Raw genomic sequence first — 16,305 nt, forward strand, 5'->3', positions numbered from 1 at the left:
TCAGAACACGAGGTAGCGGGTAGCGAGCTCCTCCACGAGCGGGTCGTCCTCGGCGACGCTGTCCAGGGCGTCCAGGTCGGCCGCCACCGAAATCTGCCTCGGGTCGTCGTGTTCGTTGTCGGGAGCGTCCTCGGCCAGCTGGCGCAGCAGCTTCGCACGCACCCGCGTCTTGAGTGAATCGGTCATATCGAGAGCTTGCCCGTTGCCGAGCGGGGGAATCCGGCCAGCCGGCGCAGCAGCTTCGCACGCACCCGCGTCTCGAGTGAATCGGTCATATCGAGAGCTTGCCCGTTGCCGAGCGGGGGAATCCGGCCAGCCGGCGCAGCAGCTTCGCACGCACCCGCGTCTCGAGTGAATCGGTCATACCGAGAGCTTGCCCGTTGCCGAGCGGGGGAATCCGGCCAGCCGGCGCAGCAGCTTCGCACGCACCCGCGTCTCGAGTGAATCGGTCATACCGAGAGCTTGCCCGTTGCCGCGCGGGGGAATCGCGTAGACCGTCGCACGCTCAGTCCGTCATCAGCGCAGGCCAAGGCTCCGCTCAAACGGGCGCCAGCCAGGTGCCCCACGGAGTGTTGCGCAGCACCGAGTACACGACGAAAAGCGCGAGCACCGTCCACATGAACGTGCGCGGCAGGTCGGGGACGCGGGGGCGTTCGCCGCGCCACGCGCGCACCGCCCAGTCGCCGACGAACACCGCGAAGGCGAGCAGCAGCGGAATGGCGAGCAGGTTGCTGTGCAGCGAGTCCAGCAGGCGGCCGTCGGTGAGGTTGTGCACGGCGCGCATGCCACCGCACCCCGGGCAGTACAACCCGGTCAGGCCGTAGACCGGGCAGATGCCGTAGGAACCCTCCACGTGCGGATCGCGGAAGTGCAACAGGACCACCGCTCCGATACCCGCTCCCGCGGCGAGCGCAGGCAACCCGAGCGCGCGCCACCCCGTGCGCCGCACCCGCTGCTGCGGCGGGAACGGGGGCTGGGCGGCGAGGTGCGTGGTCTCCACGAGAATCCACGGTAGCCGGGGCGCGCGGCTTCCCGCTACCGGCAGCGGAAGGCACGAAAGCCGGTGTCACACGGTGCCGCGACGGGTTGCCGTCGACAGCGAGCGGAACGCCGAGCTCGGCTATCGCGAGGCGGCGTCCGCCAGCACCGCCGGGTCGACGAAGGACGGGTCGCGCGGCGCGGCCGTGCGGTAGGGCCCATCGGAATCGTCGCCCCAAGACTCTTCCTCCTCGGCCAGACGCTCGACCATGCCGAAGAAGCGGTTCTCGACCGGACGCAGGCCCGTGACGGCTGCGGTCAGGTCGATCGCTCCGGAAAACCGTGCCCCGCTGTCGCCCACCGACAACACGGACAGCCACCCGTCCCAGTCGGGATCCGGCAGACCGCCGCTGGTCTCCGCCCAGAACAGCACCGCGTCTTCGCCGGGTTCGGTCCTGAACGCCCCGGCCGCGGCGAACATCAGCAGCGCCGTGTGCACACTCGACTCCACGTAGCCGAGGTGGAACAGGTACGCCTCCAGCGCGCCGTCGCGGTGCAGCAGCACGGTGTCGTGCGGGCGCCCGGCGCAGGACTCACGCACCCGCCCGGCGAAGAACCTCCGCGGTGTCCGACCGACGACGGCGCTCTCCCATTCGGAGCCGGCTCGGCGGCCGTCCCAGAACCACCCGTCGAACATCGCTTCCGGATTGGCGATGGCGTCCGGTCCCGGCGCCGGGGTGTCCAACCACCTCTCGAAACCCTCGCGCGACATCGGGATTCTGGTGGCCAGCATGAAGCTGTCGGTCACACCTCTCTCCTCACCCATCCGGGAATCTCCCTGTGCGCGTACAGAATGCCCCGCGCCGGGGACATCCTGGCGACAGTCGATGGGTGCGGCGGCCGTCGTCGGCGCGCATCCATCCGGATCGGGCGGACCGCGCCGAACGAAGCCGGGCTTCGGACTGATAACGATCGGATACCGCCGATAGCGACGCGCGTCCGGACTGCGATGTACCGGATGTGACCGTTCGATCCGTGTGCACTCCGGGAGAGACTTCGCTCGCGCGCGATGTTTCTCCCCTCGAGCAGAGTTCACCGGACCGAATATTGGGTATCCACAGATATGCGCCAGGATTTCCGCCATAAAGCGCTTGCACTTGCAAGCACTTTGCTTGCACCGTACTGTGGCGGATGACACAAAGGAGTGCACAATGCTGGTGACGTCGATGAAGACACTGGCTGGGATACGCGGCGCCGAACCGCTCACCGCGGCCTATCGGGCCGGACTGCGATCCCGTAAGTTCGCGACAACTTCGCTGAACAAGCCGACAGTGCCCTGCGAAACGATTCCGGTCACCACCGTCGACGGCGCCCAGCTCCGAGTGCACGCCTACGGACCTGCCGACGGCGAAATCATCGTGCTCATCCACGGGTGGAGCTGCTGCATCGAGTACTGGAACCCGCAGATCAACGCACTCGCGGACCGTTACCGCGTCATCGCCTACGATCAGCGCGGCCATGGCGAGAGCACACTGGGACGAATCGCGCCGAGCGGCGAAACCCTCGCCGACGACCTGGCCACCGTCCTCGACGCCGCCTTGCCGCGCGGCAAGCGCGCCACCTTGGTCGGCCACAGCATGGGTGGCATCACCTTGCAGGCTTGGGCCGCCCGTTACCCGGAGCAAGTGTCTGCGCGCGCCAACGCCGTGGTGCTCGCGAACACCGCCGCCCGCGAGATCCGCCACGAGACGGATCTCCTTCCGCTGCTGAACAAGCCGCTCACGATGGCCAGCCGTCCGGTCACCGTCTTCGGCGCGGGCGTCCGCCTGCCGCTGGTGGTCGCCGAGACGCTGCTGAACGCGCCGGTGCCGCTGCCGGGCGGTCCGGTCGTGACCTCGCTCATCAAGGCCAGGTTGATGACCAAGAACGCGACCGCCGACGAGGTCGCCTTCTCGCTCGGCATCGTCCGCTCCTGCCGTCCGCTGACCCGCGGCCTGCACGCCGCCGCCCTGGCCGCGCTCGACCTCGGCGACTCGGCCAAGCACCTGACGGTCCCCACCACCGTCATCGCGGGCGAGCACGACCACCTGCTGCCCGCCCGCATGAACCGCCCCATCGTCGACGCCCTCACCGCGACGGGCTCGCTGGCCGATTACCAGATCTGGCCCACCGGTCACCTCGGCAACATCGAGGCCGCCGACCGCTTCAACGCCGAAATCGACAGGATCGCCCAGAGCGCGGGCAACCACCGCGCCACCGCGGTCTGATCCGCAGAGTTGCTCCCGGGCCGGTCAACGGCGCCCGGCCCGGGAGCAGCGCCCCCGTCACGCCTGCTTGAAGCGCAGGCAGCTGCGAACGAAGTCCTGGACGGGCGCGTTGCCGTCATCGATCGGATTCCACGCGACGCCCACCTGGCTGGCGGCGATGCCGACCACCGGACGGAACACCACACCGGGCCGCTGGTAGAAGCGGGCGGTGGACTCCGGAGCCAGGGCCACGCCGTATCCGTTCGCGATCGCGTTGAGCCAGTCGTCCGGATGCTTGGTGACCGCGCCGATGCGCGGCGGAACGCCCTCCCGCTCGTCGACGGCCAGCCAATAATCACGCCACCGACCGGTCGCTTGCGGGGCCGCGATGAAGGGCTCGTCGAGCAGTTCGCGGAAGGGGATCTCGTCTCGATCGGCAAGCCGGTGCGTATTCGGCAGCACCACACAGCGCGGCTCGGTGAGCAGCACCTCGACCCGCCACGATTCCTGGTCCGGAATCGGCAGCCGCAGCAGTGCCACATCCACGCTGCCCTCGGCCAGCCCCGCGGTGGGGTCCGACCATGGGCTCTGGCGCATATCGACGCGCCAGCCCGGCCTGCGCTCGCCGAACGCGGCGATGATCTCCCGAGTGGCCTCGTTGGCGGCGCTGGCGAGGAAACCGACACGCAGGACGCGGGCCTCCCGCGCGGCCGCGGCATGGGTTTCGGAGAGCGCGCGATTCCAGTCGTCGAGCAGGGCGGGCACCCGCAGTGCCAGCGCGCGCCCGGCTTCGGTCAGCGTCATCCCCGCCCGCGAACGGGTGAAAAGTCGCGCCCCCAACAAGGTTTCGAGCTGCTTGATCTGCTTCGTGAGCGCCGGTTGCGACACGTAGAGCCGTTCCGCCGCGCGCGTGAGGTTCCCCTCCTCGGCGACGGCGGCGAAGTAGCGCAGCAGCCGAGTATCGACATCCATGCCGTCAGGTTATGGATACAGGTATTGGTGCGACAACGACCGCCGAATCGAGACTGAGGGAACAAGGTCGTCGCCGCCAGGAAGGTCCCCTCGTGTTCGCCCTCTATGTCACCCTGACCGCGCTCACCGCCCTCGGCGCGGCGACCGGAGCTTGGATGGACTTCGTGCACCACCCCATTCCGGTCGCGGCGTCGAAACAGGTGCAGGTGCCGGAGTCGTGGATGCTTCCGCTGGGCGTATTGCTCGGCGCCGGAGCGCTCGGACTGGTCGCGGGATTCGTCATTCCGCCGGTCGGCATCGCCGCGGCGACCGGTTTGGTGCTCTACTTCGTCGGCGCGATCATCGCGCACCTGCGGGTCCGCGATTACCAGCTCGGCATGGCCGCGACCGCCTTCGCACTGACCGCGGCCACTCTCGCCGCCACCCTGGCGTACCGATTCGGCTGAGCCCCGCGAATACGGCGAAATCTCCTTCCGCACCGCGCGCGGAGGGAGCCTCCGGTGCCGAACCGGCCTCAGGCCTCGCTCGGAGCGGGCAGCAGACCCAGCTGGGTCAGGAATGAGGCGTTGTCCGAGTAATCCCGCCCGCGCGGTCAGCGCTCGATCACCGGCAGCAGTTGGGGTCTAGAACGACGCAGAGCGCGGACAGGGAGTCGCGGCGGGCGCGATGGACGGTGTTCATGCCACGTCGCTCGGATTCGATCAGTCCCGCTTTGCGCAGTTGCGTGAGGTGATGGCTGGCGGTGGATTCGGAGACGCCGACCGCCGCGGCGAGATCGCCGCCGTTCTCCTCACCGCCGGGACTGGTGAGGAGAAGCGACAGCAGGCGAACGCGAACCGGGTCGGCGATGGCCTTGAGGCGCAATGCCACCTCCAGGGCGGCGGACTCGCCCACGGGCGCGGCGGCCACCGGGGCGCAGCACACCGGGGCGGACATGTCTATCACGGGAAGCGCCTTCGGCATGCCCCAATCGTACGCACCTTATTGACATATGTCGAAGAAGGTAGAAGACTCGGGTTGTCAGCTATTCGACATATATCGAATTACTTGGAGGTTCTGATGTCCCGCGTTCAACTCGCCCTCAATGTCGACGACCTCGATACCGCGGTCGCGTTCTACTCCACGCTGTTCCAGGCCGAACCGGCCAAGCGTAAGCCCGGTTACGCCAACTTCGCCATCGCGGAACCGCCGCTGAAACTGGTCCTGATCGAGAATCCAGGCCACGGCGGCAGCCTGAACCACCTCGGCGTGGAGGTCGAGTCCCCCGAACAGGTGCACTCCGAAATCGCGCGCCTGTCCGAGGCCGGGCTGTTCACCGAGGAGCAGATCGCCACGACGTGCTGCTTCGCCACCCAGGACAAGGTGTGGGTCAGCGGCCCCGGCACCGAACGATGGGAGGTCTACACGGTGCTCGCCGACAGTGAAACCTTCGGCGCCGCACCCGAACTCGACAGCGCCGAGGCCGTGGCCGAGTGTTGCGCGGACACATCCGCCGAGGCCGCAGCGGACTCGTGCTGCACCCCGGCGGCCAAACAAGAGGCGATCGCCTCCGGGGCCACCTGCTGCCGATAACCGAACCAGTCGAAATTGTCGACGAAGTCGTAGCGACGGCAGGGCTTGTCGCTGTGATCTTCTCGCTCGCCGTGCGCCCGATCCACGACGAGATCCGCAAGCGCGTCGCGGAGTTGGTCGGCGAGTTGCTACCGGTGCGTTGAACAGGCGGTGAGGGGCTCACAGCAGCCTCCGCCAGGAAAAAAATGGAGCCGCCTGGGGGAATCGAACCCCCGACCTTTTCATTACGAGTGAAGCGCTCTACCGACTGAGCTAAGGCGGCGTGCCTTTCGGCGACGCGAGTCTATCGTCTCCGTGGCCGGATCGCGAAAACGGGTGGTCCCGAGGGGTGCGGTCAGGCGGATTGGGCGGCCATGATGGCCGCGACCATGGCGGCGAGGGCGAAGCGGGGCTTGACGTTGAGGTCGAGGGCCTCGCGGCAGGCGAGCACGGCCTCGATGGAGCCCAGCAGGCCTTCCGGGCGAACGCGGTCGGCGAGGTCGTGGATCTGGTCGGACAGGTCGGGATGGGTGAGGACGACGCCCGAGCCCGCGCGCGCGGCGCCGAAGCGGACGGCGAGCGCGTCGCGGTACACCCCTGCTACGTCGATCAGTGCGCGATCGAGGGCGTCGCGACCGGTGCGGGTGGCGCGGGACTTCTGACGGCGCTCCAGGTCTTTCAGCACGCCCGCGGACCCTCGGGTCGCGCTCGCCGCGCCCTTGCCTGTCCCGCCCGCGCCGAGCGCGGTGGCCAGCTCCTCGCGTTCGCGTTCGTCGCGGGCCGCGCTCATCTGTTTGGCCTCGTCGTCGGCGGCCTTCACCAGTTCGTCGGCGGCGGCGTAGGCCGCGCCCGGTCGCGCGACGGCCGACACCAAGGCCAGCGCCCGCTGCCTGCGCGCCCTCGACTCTTCGTCGGTGGCCAGCCGCCTGGCCCGCCCGACGTGACCGCCGCTGACCGAAGCCGCCCAGTTCGCGGTCTTCTCGTCGAGCTTGTCGCGCTCCTTCAACACCTGCGCGATGGCCGGGACCGAGGGCGTCACCAGGTGCACGTGCCTGCATCGCGAGCGCAGCGTCACCGAGATGTCCTCGGGATCGACCGACGGCGCGCACAGCAGGAACACCGTGCGGTCCGGCGGCTCCTCGACCACCTTGAGCAGCACGTTCCCTGCCGCCTCCGTCAAACGGTCGGCGTCCTCGATGACCACCACCTGCCAGCGCCCGGTGCTCGGGCGACGCGAGGCGACCTGCACGATCTCGCGCATCTCCTTGGTGCTGATGCTCAGCCCCTCGGGCACCACCCGCCGCACGTCGCCGTGCGTGCCCGCCATGGTCGTGGTGCAGGCGTGGCACTTGCCGCAGCCGGGCGTGCCCGCGTCGGTGCACTGCAAGGCCGCCGCGAAGCACAGTGCCGCAATGGATCTGCCGGATCCGGGCGGTCCGGTGAACAACCAGGAGTGCGTCATCGCGCCCTCGACCACCCCGGCGCGGGCCGCGATCGCGGCAGCCGTCAGCTCGGACTCGACCGCATCCTGGCCGACCAACCGATCGAAGACTCCCGCCACGGCATACACCCTAGCCGTCCGATCCGACACGTTCCCTCGGCCGGTCACGGCCTGTCCCCGCGCGACACGCGGCATCGATCGCGAAGTCGTTGACCCGGCTCACCACGCTGACGGATGCTCGACGCGGAGGTGGAATCATCGTGAGAATCCTGTTGATCGCCGGGGACGCCGCCGAAGACCTCGAGGTCTTCTACCCCTACCAGCGCCTGCTCGAAGAGGGGCACGAGGTGGACATCGCGGCGCCGACCGTGAAGAAGCTCCAATTCGTCGTCCACGACTTCGCGGACGGTTTCGACACCTACACCGAGAAGCTCGGCCACAGCTGGCCCGCCGACCTCGCGCTGGCCGACGTCGCCCCGGAGAACTACGGCGCGCTGGTGGTGCCCGGCGGCCGCGCACCGGAGTACCTGCGCAACAACCCGGACTGCCAGCGCGTCGTCCAGCATTTCGCCGAACAACGCAAGCCGATCGCCGCCCTCTGCCACGGCCCGCTGATCCTCGCCGCGGCAGGCGTGCTCACCGGCCGCTCGTGCAGCGCCTACCCCGCCCTCGCCCCCGACATCGAGGCCGCGGGCGGCAAGTTCGTGGACAGCGAGGCGCACGTGGAGGACAACATCGTCACCGGCCGCGCCTGGCCTGACCATCCCGCCTGGATGCGCGAGTTCGTCCGGCTGCTGCGCGAATAGGCGTACCTGCGCGTTCGCTGCGGCCGTACGCGAGCTGAGGACGAACTGCGTCCGGCTGCGCGAATAGTCGTTCGCTCCGGCCGCCGACTCTCAGGAGGCCCTGGAGTAGGTGCTGTTCTGCCCGTCCAGTTCCTCGCGGATGATGTCGGCGTGCCCGGAGTGGTGCGCGATCTCGCGCAGGATGTGCAGGATCGTGAAACGCACCGTCTGCCAGATTCTTTCTGGCGTCCACGGGGCGGTCGGGGTGGGGATGGAGGTGTCGAGGCTGTCCACGGTCCGGATCACTTCGGCCGTGGCGGCCGCCACCTCGTCCCAGGTGTCGAGCAGCTCCTGCACGGTCTCGTCCGGCGCCATGACGTACTCGCCGTCGAACTGGGAGACGTCCAGTACGGCGTGCTCGTCGCGCGTCACGATCACCGAGGTCCAGTGGCGCTCGCAGTTGATCAGGTGATGCAGCAGCCCGCCCAGGGTCAGCTCGCTGACCGTGGTGCGTTTGCGCGCCTGATCGTCGTCGATGCCTCGGACGGTGATCCGGAACAGCTCGCGCTGATCCGCCAGCATCGCGATCAGATCCTCGCGCTCCCGATCGGCCATGGTCGGTCCTTTCCCGGATACGGGCCGTACCGACCGAGGCTAACCCACGCCGAGCCCGCGCTCAGGACTTCTCTGCGGCCGTCTTCTTCGCCGCGGTCTTCTTCGCGGTGGTCGTCTTCTTGGCCGCGGCTTTCTTGGCGGTGGTCTTCTTCGCCGGGGTCTTCTTGGCCGCGGTCTTCTTCGCCGCCTTCTTCACCGGGCCACGAGCGCGCCGGTCGGCCAGCAGCTCCGAGGCGCGCGCGTCGGTGATGGACTCGACCTCGTCGCCCTTGCGCAGGCTGGCGTTGGTCTCGCCGTCGGTGACGTAGGGACCGAACCGGCCGTCCTTGATCACCATCGGCTTGCCGGTGGCCGCGTCGTTACCCAGCTCGCGTAGCGGGGCCGCGCTCGCGGCCTGCCTGCCGCGGCGCTTCGGCTCGGCATAGATCTTCAGCGCCTCGTCGAGCGTGACGGTGAAGATCTGGTCCTCCGACGCCAGCGACCGCGAATCGGTGCCCTTCTTCAGATACGGGCCGTACCGGCCGTTCTGCGCCGTGATCTCCTCGCCGGACGCCGGATCGGAGCCGACCACCCGCGGCAGCGACAGCAGTTTCAGCGCGTCGTCGAGGGTGATCGTGGCCAGGTCCATCGACTTGAACAGCGAACCGGTGCGCGGCTTGGGCGCGGCGGCCTTCTTCGCGGTCTTCTTGGCCGGCGCCTCTTCGGCGGCGGGCTCGGGCAGGATCTCGGTGACGTAGGGACCGAAACGTCCTTCCTTGGCGACGATTTCGTTCCCGGTCTCCGGGTCGGCGCCCAGCCTGCGCCCTTCCTGCGGCGTCGAGAACAGCTTCTCGGCGGCCTCGGGGCTCAGCTCGTCGGGCGGAAGATCGTCGGGCAGGTTCGCCCGCTGCGAAATCAGATCACCTTCGGGGTCATCGGGATTGACGACCATCCGCTCCAGATACGGCCCGAAACGGCCGACCCGAACCACGACGTCGCGGCCCTCGGCGTCGGTGAAGAGCTTGATCGAGTTGACCTCGCGGGCGTCGATGTCGTCGAGCTGCTCGCCGACCATCTTCTTCAACCCGCCGGAGCGCGCGACCGAACCCTCGACGCCGTGCTCGCCGCCGAAGTAGAAGCTGGACAACCAGTTTCCGCGCTGCTCCCGGCCGCCCGCGATGGCGTCGAGATCGTCCTCCATGGCGGCGGTGAAGTCGAAGTCGACCAACCTGCCGAAGTACGCCTCCAGCAGCCCGACCACCGCGAACGCCACCCACGACGGCACCAGCGCGCTACCGCGCTTGTACACGTACCCGCGGTCCAGGATCGTCTTGATGATCGAGGAGTACGTCGATGGGCGGCCGATGCCGAGCTCTTCGAGCGTCTTGATCAGCGAGGCCTCGGTGTAGCGCGCGGGCGGATTCGTGGTGTGCCCATCGGGATTCAGCTCGACCGCCGTGACGCCCTGGCCCTCTTCCAGTGCGGGAAGCCGGGATTCGGCGTCGTCGGACTGGCCGCCCGCCTCCTCGTCCACGCTCTCCACGTACGCCTTGAGGAAGCCGGGGAAGGTGATCGTGCGACCCGACGCGGAGAACACGCACTCCTCGCCGGTGCCCGCGACGCCGGTGATGCGCAGCGTCAGCGTGGTACCGCGCGCGTCGGCCATCTGCGAGGCGACGGTGCGCTGCCAGATCAGCTCGTACAGCCGGAACTCGTCATTGTCGAGCCGCGCGTGCAGCTGTCCCGGCGTGACGAAGGTGTCGCCCGACGGGCGGATCGCCTCGTGCGCCTCCTGCGCGTTCTTCACCTTGCGGGTGTACTGGCGCGGCGTGGGATGCACGTACTCCGCGCCGTAGAGCTGGGTCGCCTGCGAGCGGGCCGCGGCGATCGCCGACTCCGACAGCGTGGTCGAGTCGGTACGCATGTAGGTGATGTAGCCGTTTTCGTAGAGCCGCTGCGCCACCCGCATGGTTCGCTCGGAGGTGAAACGCAGCTTTCGACCCGCCTCCTGCTGGAGGGTGGACGTCATGAACGGCGCATATGGCTTGCGGGTGTACGGCTTGGCCTCGGCCGAGGACACCACCAGATCCGCGCCGTCGAGCGCCTCCGCCAACCGCCGCGCGTAGCCCTCGTCGAGGACGATGACGCCGTTGGTGGACTTGAGCTGCCCGTCGGGTCCGAAATCCCGGCCGGTCGCGACCCGCGCGCCGTCGACGTTCACCAGCCGCGCGCCGAAGGTCCGCGGATTGGTCGCGTCGGCCGCCTCGCCCGTGCCCGCGTCCAGCTTGGCCGCGATGTCCCAGTACTCCGCGGAACGGAACGCCATCCGCTCCCGCTCGCGCTGGACGATCACGCGGGTCGCGACGGACTGCACCCGGCCCGCCGACAAGCGCGGCATGACCTTCTTCCACAGCACCGGGCTGACCTCGTAGCCGTACAGCCGGTCCAGGATGCGCCTGGTCTCCTGCGCGTCGACCAGATCAGGATCGAGCTCGCGGGTGTCCGCGGCCGCGGCCTGGATGGCGGGCTCGGTGATCTCGTGGAACACCATCCGGCGCACCGGCACCTTCGGCTTCAGCGTCTCCAGCAGATGCCAGGCGATAGCCTCGCCCTCGCGGTCGGGGTCGGTGGCCAGATACAGCTCGTCGGCGTCCTTGAGCAGGCTCTTGAGCTCGGTGACCTTGGCCTTCTTGTCCGGGCTCACCACGTAGATGGGCTCGAAATCGTTGTCCACGTCCACGCCCAGGCGCGCCCACGGCTGCCCTTTGTACTTGGCGGGCACGTCCGCCGCACCGCGCGGCAAGTCCCGGATGTGGCCGACGGAGGCTTCCACCGTGTAGTTGCGGCCCAGATAGGGCGCGATCTTGCGCGCCTTGGTCGGGGACTCGACGATCACGAGACGACGCAGGGGACGGCCCTGGTCGGCTGCACCGCGGTCTCGTGTTGCCACCGGCGAAAACACCTTTCCTTCTCGACCCGCGCGGCGCGCTGGTGCGCGTTTGTGCACGGTTTGGGGCAAGCGGCGGCGACGCTGACATCGCTACCAGTCACGTTTATACCTTGACGCTGGCTGTGGTCGAGGCTTGCGACCCGAACCACTGAGCGTACGTGATCACTGCCGATCAGTATGCCCTGTTGTTTGCCGCGCTGGTACGCGTGCATTCGGCTGGTGCCACTCGTCCCCCGAGTAATGGGGACGCGCGGCTGTTGGATGGTTTCTCCGTTGTATACGGAGTGAGGGGGCGACCGGATGTGTGGTCGGGCGCCAATCCCTATGGACGTCAAGCGGCTTCGGCGCGTTTCGGGGCTGGGGCTGATGCGCGCGGTTCCGTTCGCGACCGGCGTGCCGGCGCTCGGCCGTGGGGCGAGCCGAAGCCGATGAACTCCGCTGCGGCGAACATGCGGCACCGTGCAGCCAACAAACCGATCGACCAGGCGCCGAACGGAGGTCGGCCACTCGGTCGGCGGACGACCCCGAGGCGCCGATCGGGTTGCCGTTAGGTCCTCGAGCTGCGGTTTTGCGTCACCGACCGGCTCCACGTGGGAATGCGCGCTTCCTCCGGAGCGGCGCGAGGGTTCGCGAACCGCCCCTTTCGGGCGCCAGCCGATGGGAAGTCGTACCGATTGGTACGGCGGGGCATTTTGTTCATATTTTTCACGAACAGAATGCCCTTTTCGACCTACCCCGGATATAGCTCGTCCCCCACCTCCGGTCACCGGTGGTGGGGGACGAGCTGTGGATCAGCGTCGCTCAGCTGAGCGCGCGAACTCCAGTGGCCTGAGGGCCCTTGGTGCCCTGGCCAACCTCGAACTCGACCTTCTGGTTCTCCTCGAGGGTGCGGAAGCCCGTCCCCTGGATCTCGGAGTAGTGGACGAAGACGTCAGCGGAGCCGTCCTCCGGCGCGATGAAGCCGAACCCCTTCTCCGCGTTGAACCACTTCACAGTTCCCTGTGCCATTCTGTTCCTTCTCTTTTCTTACCGGAACGGCGGACAACTGGGTTCGTCCACCGGGTCCGTTCCGACCGCTGTACTCTTGGTTCCCCCTGCAGGAAAGCACCAAGCACACCGTTCGCAACATCGATCCTGCTGACGGTTTGGACTTTGGATCCGTCCCTCGAACACAGAAGCTTGCGACCAGGAACTAGTGAACCATGTCTTCGAGCAATTCAACAGTCGAGTTACCGACAATTTGCAAAAAAGTTGATCTTGCGAATGCGCAGGTGAGGGACACAATGCTCGAATCCGTACTTCAGGTTCGTTTGCCCTTGGATAACCGGGACGGCATCTGGCAAACCAGCTGTGACCCAGGTCGCTATTTGGTATCGAAATGGCTGGTGAGCCTTCCCAACCACACACGTTTCACACTTTCCTCGCGTGTCGGGATCGCCACACCGTGAATCCAACCGACCAGGTGGCGCGAAACGGGCGCGGCAGCGGCCCCGGATACGGGCGATCGTTGCTGAACCGTGTCCAAACAGAGGGCCTGGATGCCGATCCCCGGCTGACGCACGTCGTAGAGCTGCCCGCGCGGCCCGCGGGCGTCACCGCGTGGCCGGATTGGGCGGCTCCTGACGTCGTCGAGGCGCTGCGTAACACCGGGATAGCGGCGCCCTGGACACATCAGACCAAGACCGCCGACCTGGCGGCGTCGGGGCGGCATGTCGTGGTGAGCACGGGAACCGCGTCCGGTAAATCGCTCGGCTACCAATTGCCCGTGCTGACCGCACTACTGGAGGACCCGAAGGCAACCGCCCTCTATATCTCTCCCACCAAGGCGCTCGGCGCTGATCAACTGCGCGCGATCGGCGCGCTCACGCACGAAGGCCCGCTGCGGGATGTGCATCCGGCGACGTACGACGGCGACACACCCGCCGAGATCCGCCAATGGGTGCGGGCGAACGCGCGGTGGATCTTCACCAACCCGGACATGCTGCACGTCGGCATGCTGCGTTCCCATCAGCGCTGGGCCAGGGTGTTCCGCAGGCTGCGCTACGTCGTCGTCGACGAATGCCACGCCTATCGGGGCGTCTTCGGCTCGCACGTCGCCCTCGTCCTGCGCAGGCTGCGGCGGATCGCGGCCCGCTACGGCGCCGATCCGGTCTTCGTGCTGTGCTCGGCGACCACCGCCGAACCCTCGGCCGCGGCGTCCCGGCTGATCGGCGCGCCCTGTGTCGCCGTGACCGAGGACGGTTCGCCGCAGGGACCGCGCACCGTCGCGCTGTGGGAGCCGCCCCTGCTCACCGCGCTGACCGGCGAGAACGGCGCACCCGTTCGCCGCTCGGCGACCTCGGAGGCGGCGCGGATCATGGCCGACCTGGTGGTCGAGGGCGCGCGAACGCTGACCTTCGTCCGTTCCAGACGCGCCGCCGAACTCACCGCGATGGAAGCACGCAGGCTGCTCGCGGAGGTGGATCCGACGCTCGCCGAGCGGATCGCCGCCTACCGCGCGGGCTACCTGGCGGAGGACCGGCGCGAGCTGGAGACCGCCCTCTCCGACGGTTCTCTGCTCGGCGCGGCCAGCACCAACGCGCTGGAGCTCGGCGTGGACATCGCGGGCTTGGACGCGGTGGTGATCTCCGGTTTTCCCGGCACCGTCGCCTCCTTCTGGCAGCAGGCAGGCCGGGCGGGCAGGCGCACCCAGGGTTCGCTCGTCGTGCTGGTGGCCAGGGACGATCCGCTCGACACCTTCCTCGTGCACCATCCCGAGGCGTTGCTGGACAAGCCGGTCGAGGCCACCATCACCGACCCGCGCAATCCCTATGTAGTGGGACCGCAGCTGTTGTGCGCGGCGCTCGAACTGCCGCTCACCGACGCCGAAGTGGACGAACTCGGCGCACGAGAGGTCCTCGCCGACCTCGCGGCCGAGGGCCTCATCAGGCGTCGCGTGGCAGGTCGGGACGGCGCCGCGCGCTGGTATGTGACCGCGGACGCGCACCCGCACGACAACGTCGACGTGCGCGGCGGCATCGGCGCGCCGGTGGCCATCGTCGACGGCGAGACCGGCAGGCTGCTCGGCACCGCCGACGCCGGGCGCGCCCCCGCCACCTTGCACCAGGGCGCGGTCCACCTGCACCAAGGCGAGACCTACGTGGTCGACGAGCTCGACCTGGACGGCGGCGTCGCGTTCGTGCACGCCGCCGAACTCGGATGGACCACCAGCGCGCGGCAGGTCACCGACATCGCCGTCGAAGCGCTCACCGAACAGCACCGGCACGGGGCCGTGACCAGCGCGTTGGCGCAGGTCACCGTGACCAGTCAGGTGATCGGCTATCTGCGCACCCTGCCCACCGGCGAGGTCCTCGACCTGGTCGAGCTGGATCTCCCGCCGCAGACCCTGCCCACCCGCGCGGTGTTCTACACCGTCACACCCGAGCTCCTCGCCGCCGCAGGCATCGACCCACGGCAAGCGCCCGGCGCGCTGCACGCCGCCGAGCACGCCGCGATCGGCCTGCTGCCCCTGGTCGCCACCTGCGATCGATGGGATATCGGCGGCGTCTCCACCGCCGAGCACCCGGACACCGGTCTGCCGACCGTCTTCGTCTACGACGGCCAACCCGGGGGCGCAGGTTTCGCCGAGCGTGGCTTCGCCCAGCTGCGCCGCTGGCTCTCGGCGACCCTGTCGGCCATCGACTCCTGCACGTGCACCGCGGGCTGCCCTTCGTGCGTGCAGTCGCCCAAGTGCGGTAACGGCAACCATCCACTCGACAAGGGAGCCTCGGCACGACTGCTGGCTGCCGTACTGGCCGAGCTGAACGGGCCCGCCGAGACCGGCATTCGCGCAGGTGAAGACGCAGATCTCGGTTCGTGACGGCAGCGTCCTCCCGGCGTGACCGAAGCGCCATCTACGCGGCGGTCACCGGCTGTCGGCTGCCTCGCTCGACCCGTCCCGTCCCATACCGTCGGGGCACGCCGCCCGCCCGAATAAAGAGGATTAGATTCATGTTAACTAGGGCATTGCCACGCCCCATACCACTCGACGTGCGGATTCATCGCCAAAGAATTTCCGTACCCGTGCGTAAAATAGATATCGCATCGTAATTATTCGATTATTCCTATGGCTGAATTCGTGGTTCGGAACTAACACTGACCAGTGTTCGTACACATCGGTCACTGTTCCTCTGCGACCGGTCCCGCCCGAGCAACCGCATGAACAGTCCGCACTCCGAACAGACCCATTGGTATATTCCGCGCCACCGCCACGGTCGCGTGCCATCCATCGATCCGGCACTCACTAATCCGCGATCCCATCCGCCGCGCCACCTCCTCCCCCGCCGCGCATCCCGCCTCGGCCCCGCCGTCCAATGCCCCGGCCGCCGCCAATGCCGCCAGATCCGCCCCCGCCTGCGCCCGATGCCGCGCGACGACGACCATCCCTACCTGCCCGATCACCAGCGCCGCCGCGATCAACCCGATCAGCGCCACGCAGGCGAACACCGTCGCTCCACCCCGCTCCCCTGGCTCACGACGCGATCGATCGCTCCCTTTACTTCCGCGCCCCGCCCCCAGCCCTGGCCATGACGGCGGGCAACGCAGCGCCGACCCGGTCTGAGGCACACCGACCGCCGACCGACAGCCCAACACCACGCCAGGCCGACACACACCTACAGCTGACCGGCAGCCCAACGTCGAGCCGGACCAAGGCACACCGACCCTCGACCGGCAGCCCAATACCGCGCCGGGCCCACGCACACCAACAGACGACCGCCAGCCCAACGCCGCATCAGGCCGACACACGCG

At 68.4% G+C, this 16,305-nt stretch carries 15 protein-coding genes and 1 tRNA gene; 5 read left to right on the forward strand and 11 right to left on the reverse strand.

What is annotated here, in order from left to right; translation table 11 throughout:
* The 3 genes from AC3ERS_RS14080 to AC3ERS_RS14090 all read right to left on the reverse strand — a co-directional run bounded on the left by AC3ERS_RS14080 (position 1) and on the right by AC3ERS_RS14090 (position 1,786).
* Positions 1-186, reverse strand: coding sequence for a hypothetical protein (locus AC3ERS_RS14080; RefSeq protein WP_431967380.1), 186 nt, complete (start codon positions 184-186; stop codon positions 1-3).
* A gap of 352 nt (positions 187-538) precedes the next feature.
* A complete protein-coding gene (locus AC3ERS_RS14085) occupies positions 539-1,000 on the reverse strand; it encodes a DUF2752 domain-containing protein (RefSeq protein WP_431967382.1) in 462 nt (153 codons plus the stop codon).
* Positions 1,001-1,120: 120 nt separating this feature from the next.
* Positions 1,121-1,786: a hypothetical protein gene (locus AC3ERS_RS14090; protein ID WP_431967384.1), complete on the reverse strand. Its 666-nt coding sequence runs from the start codon at positions 1,784-1,786 to the stop codon at positions 1,121-1,123.
* A gap of 403 nt (positions 1,787-2,189) precedes the next feature.
* On the opposite strand from AC3ERS_RS14090, the gene AC3ERS_RS14095 reads away from it, so the two are divergent.
* Complete coding sequence (locus AC3ERS_RS14095) at positions 2,190-3,245, forward strand: alpha/beta fold hydrolase (protein ID WP_431967386.1); 1,056 nt, start codon at positions 2,190-2,192, stop codon at positions 3,243-3,245.
* Positions 3,246-3,302: 57 nt separating this feature from the next.
* On the opposite strand, the gene AC3ERS_RS14100 is transcribed toward AC3ERS_RS14095, so the two are convergent.
* Positions 3,303-4,196, reverse strand: a complete 894-nt coding sequence (locus AC3ERS_RS14100; RefSeq protein WP_431967388.1) for a LysR family transcriptional regulator — start codon at positions 4,194-4,196, stop codon at positions 3,303-3,305.
* A 92-nt stretch (positions 4,197-4,288) separates the two neighbouring features.
* On the opposite strand from AC3ERS_RS14100, the gene AC3ERS_RS14105 reads away from it, so the two are divergent.
* Positions 4,289-4,642, forward strand: coding sequence for a DoxX family protein (locus tag AC3ERS_RS14105; protein ID WP_431967390.1), 354 nt, complete (start codon positions 4,289-4,291; stop codon positions 4,640-4,642).
* A gap of 157 nt (positions 4,643-4,799) precedes the next feature.
* On the opposite strand, the gene AC3ERS_RS14110 is transcribed toward AC3ERS_RS14105, so the two are convergent.
* A complete protein-coding gene (locus AC3ERS_RS14110) occupies positions 4,800-5,159 on the reverse strand; it encodes an Rv2640c family ArsR-like transcriptional regulator (protein ID WP_431967392.1) in 360 nt (119 codons plus the stop codon).
* Between the two features lie 96 nt (positions 5,160-5,255).
* On the opposite strand from AC3ERS_RS14110, the gene AC3ERS_RS14115 reads away from it, so the two are divergent.
* Positions 5,256-5,768, forward strand: coding sequence for an ArsI/CadI family heavy metal resistance metalloenzyme (locus AC3ERS_RS14115; protein WP_431967394.1), 513 nt, complete (start codon positions 5,256-5,258; stop codon positions 5,766-5,768).
* A 186-nt stretch (positions 5,769-5,954) separates the two neighbouring features.
* On the opposite strand, the gene AC3ERS_RS14120 is transcribed toward AC3ERS_RS14115, so the two are convergent.
* Both AC3ERS_RS14120 and AC3ERS_RS14125 read right to left on the reverse strand, forming a co-directional pair.
* Positions 5,955-6,030 (reverse strand) — tRNA-Thr (locus tag AC3ERS_RS14120).
* A gap of 72 nt (positions 6,031-6,102) precedes the next feature.
* Entirely contained in the window at positions 6,103-7,308 is a 1,206-nt protein-coding gene (locus AC3ERS_RS14125) for a DNA polymerase III subunit delta' (protein WP_431967396.1), read from the reverse strand.
* 140 nt (positions 7,309-7,448) lie between these two features.
* Between AC3ERS_RS14125 and AC3ERS_RS14130 the strand changes: the two genes are divergently transcribed.
* The gene (locus AC3ERS_RS14130) at positions 7,449-7,994 is read left to right on the forward strand and encodes a DJ-1/PfpI family protein (protein ID WP_431967398.1); all 546 of its coding nucleotides are present in this window, start codon (positions 7,449-7,451) and stop codon (positions 7,992-7,994) included.
* 90 nt (positions 7,995-8,084) lie between these two features.
* Here the strand turns inward: AC3ERS_RS14130 and AC3ERS_RS14135 are convergent, their stop codons facing one another.
* From AC3ERS_RS14135 to AC3ERS_RS14145, 3 genes are all read right to left on the reverse strand, one after another.
* Positions 8,085-8,588 (reverse strand): mycothiol transferase, encoded by a 504-nt coding sequence (locus AC3ERS_RS14135; protein ID WP_431967400.1) that lies wholly within the window; start codon positions 8,586-8,588, stop codon positions 8,085-8,087.
* Between the two features lie 61 nt (positions 8,589-8,649).
* Positions 8,650-11,463 carry a type I DNA topoisomerase gene (gene topA, locus AC3ERS_RS14140; RefSeq protein ID WP_431967455.1) on the reverse strand — a complete coding sequence of 938 codons (2,814 nt, stop codon included), beginning with the start codon at positions 11,461-11,463 and terminating at the stop codon, positions 8,650-8,652.
* Positions 11,464-12,318: 855 nt separating this feature from the next.
* A complete protein-coding gene (locus tag AC3ERS_RS14145; protein ID WP_019044597.1) occupies positions 12,319-12,525 on the reverse strand; it encodes a cold-shock protein in 207 nt (68 codons plus the stop codon).
* Between the two features lie 436 nt (positions 12,526-12,961).
* Between AC3ERS_RS14145 and AC3ERS_RS14150 the strand changes: the two genes are divergently transcribed.
* Complete coding sequence (locus AC3ERS_RS14150) at positions 12,962-15,376, forward strand: DEAD/DEAH box helicase (protein ID WP_431967404.1); 2,415 nt, start codon at positions 12,962-12,964, stop codon at positions 15,374-15,376.
* A 299-nt stretch (positions 15,377-15,675) separates the two neighbouring features.
* Here AC3ERS_RS14150 and AC3ERS_RS14155 read toward each other — a convergent pair whose 3' ends face one another.
* On the reverse strand, positions 15,676-16,002 hold the full coding sequence (locus tag AC3ERS_RS14155) for an Rv3654c family TadE-like protein (protein WP_431967406.1): 327 nt from the start codon (positions 16,000-16,002) through the stop codon (positions 15,676-15,678).
* Between the last annotated feature and the right edge of the window lie 303 nt (positions 16,003-16,305).

The organism is Nocardia sp. bgisy134, assembly GCF_057708325.1.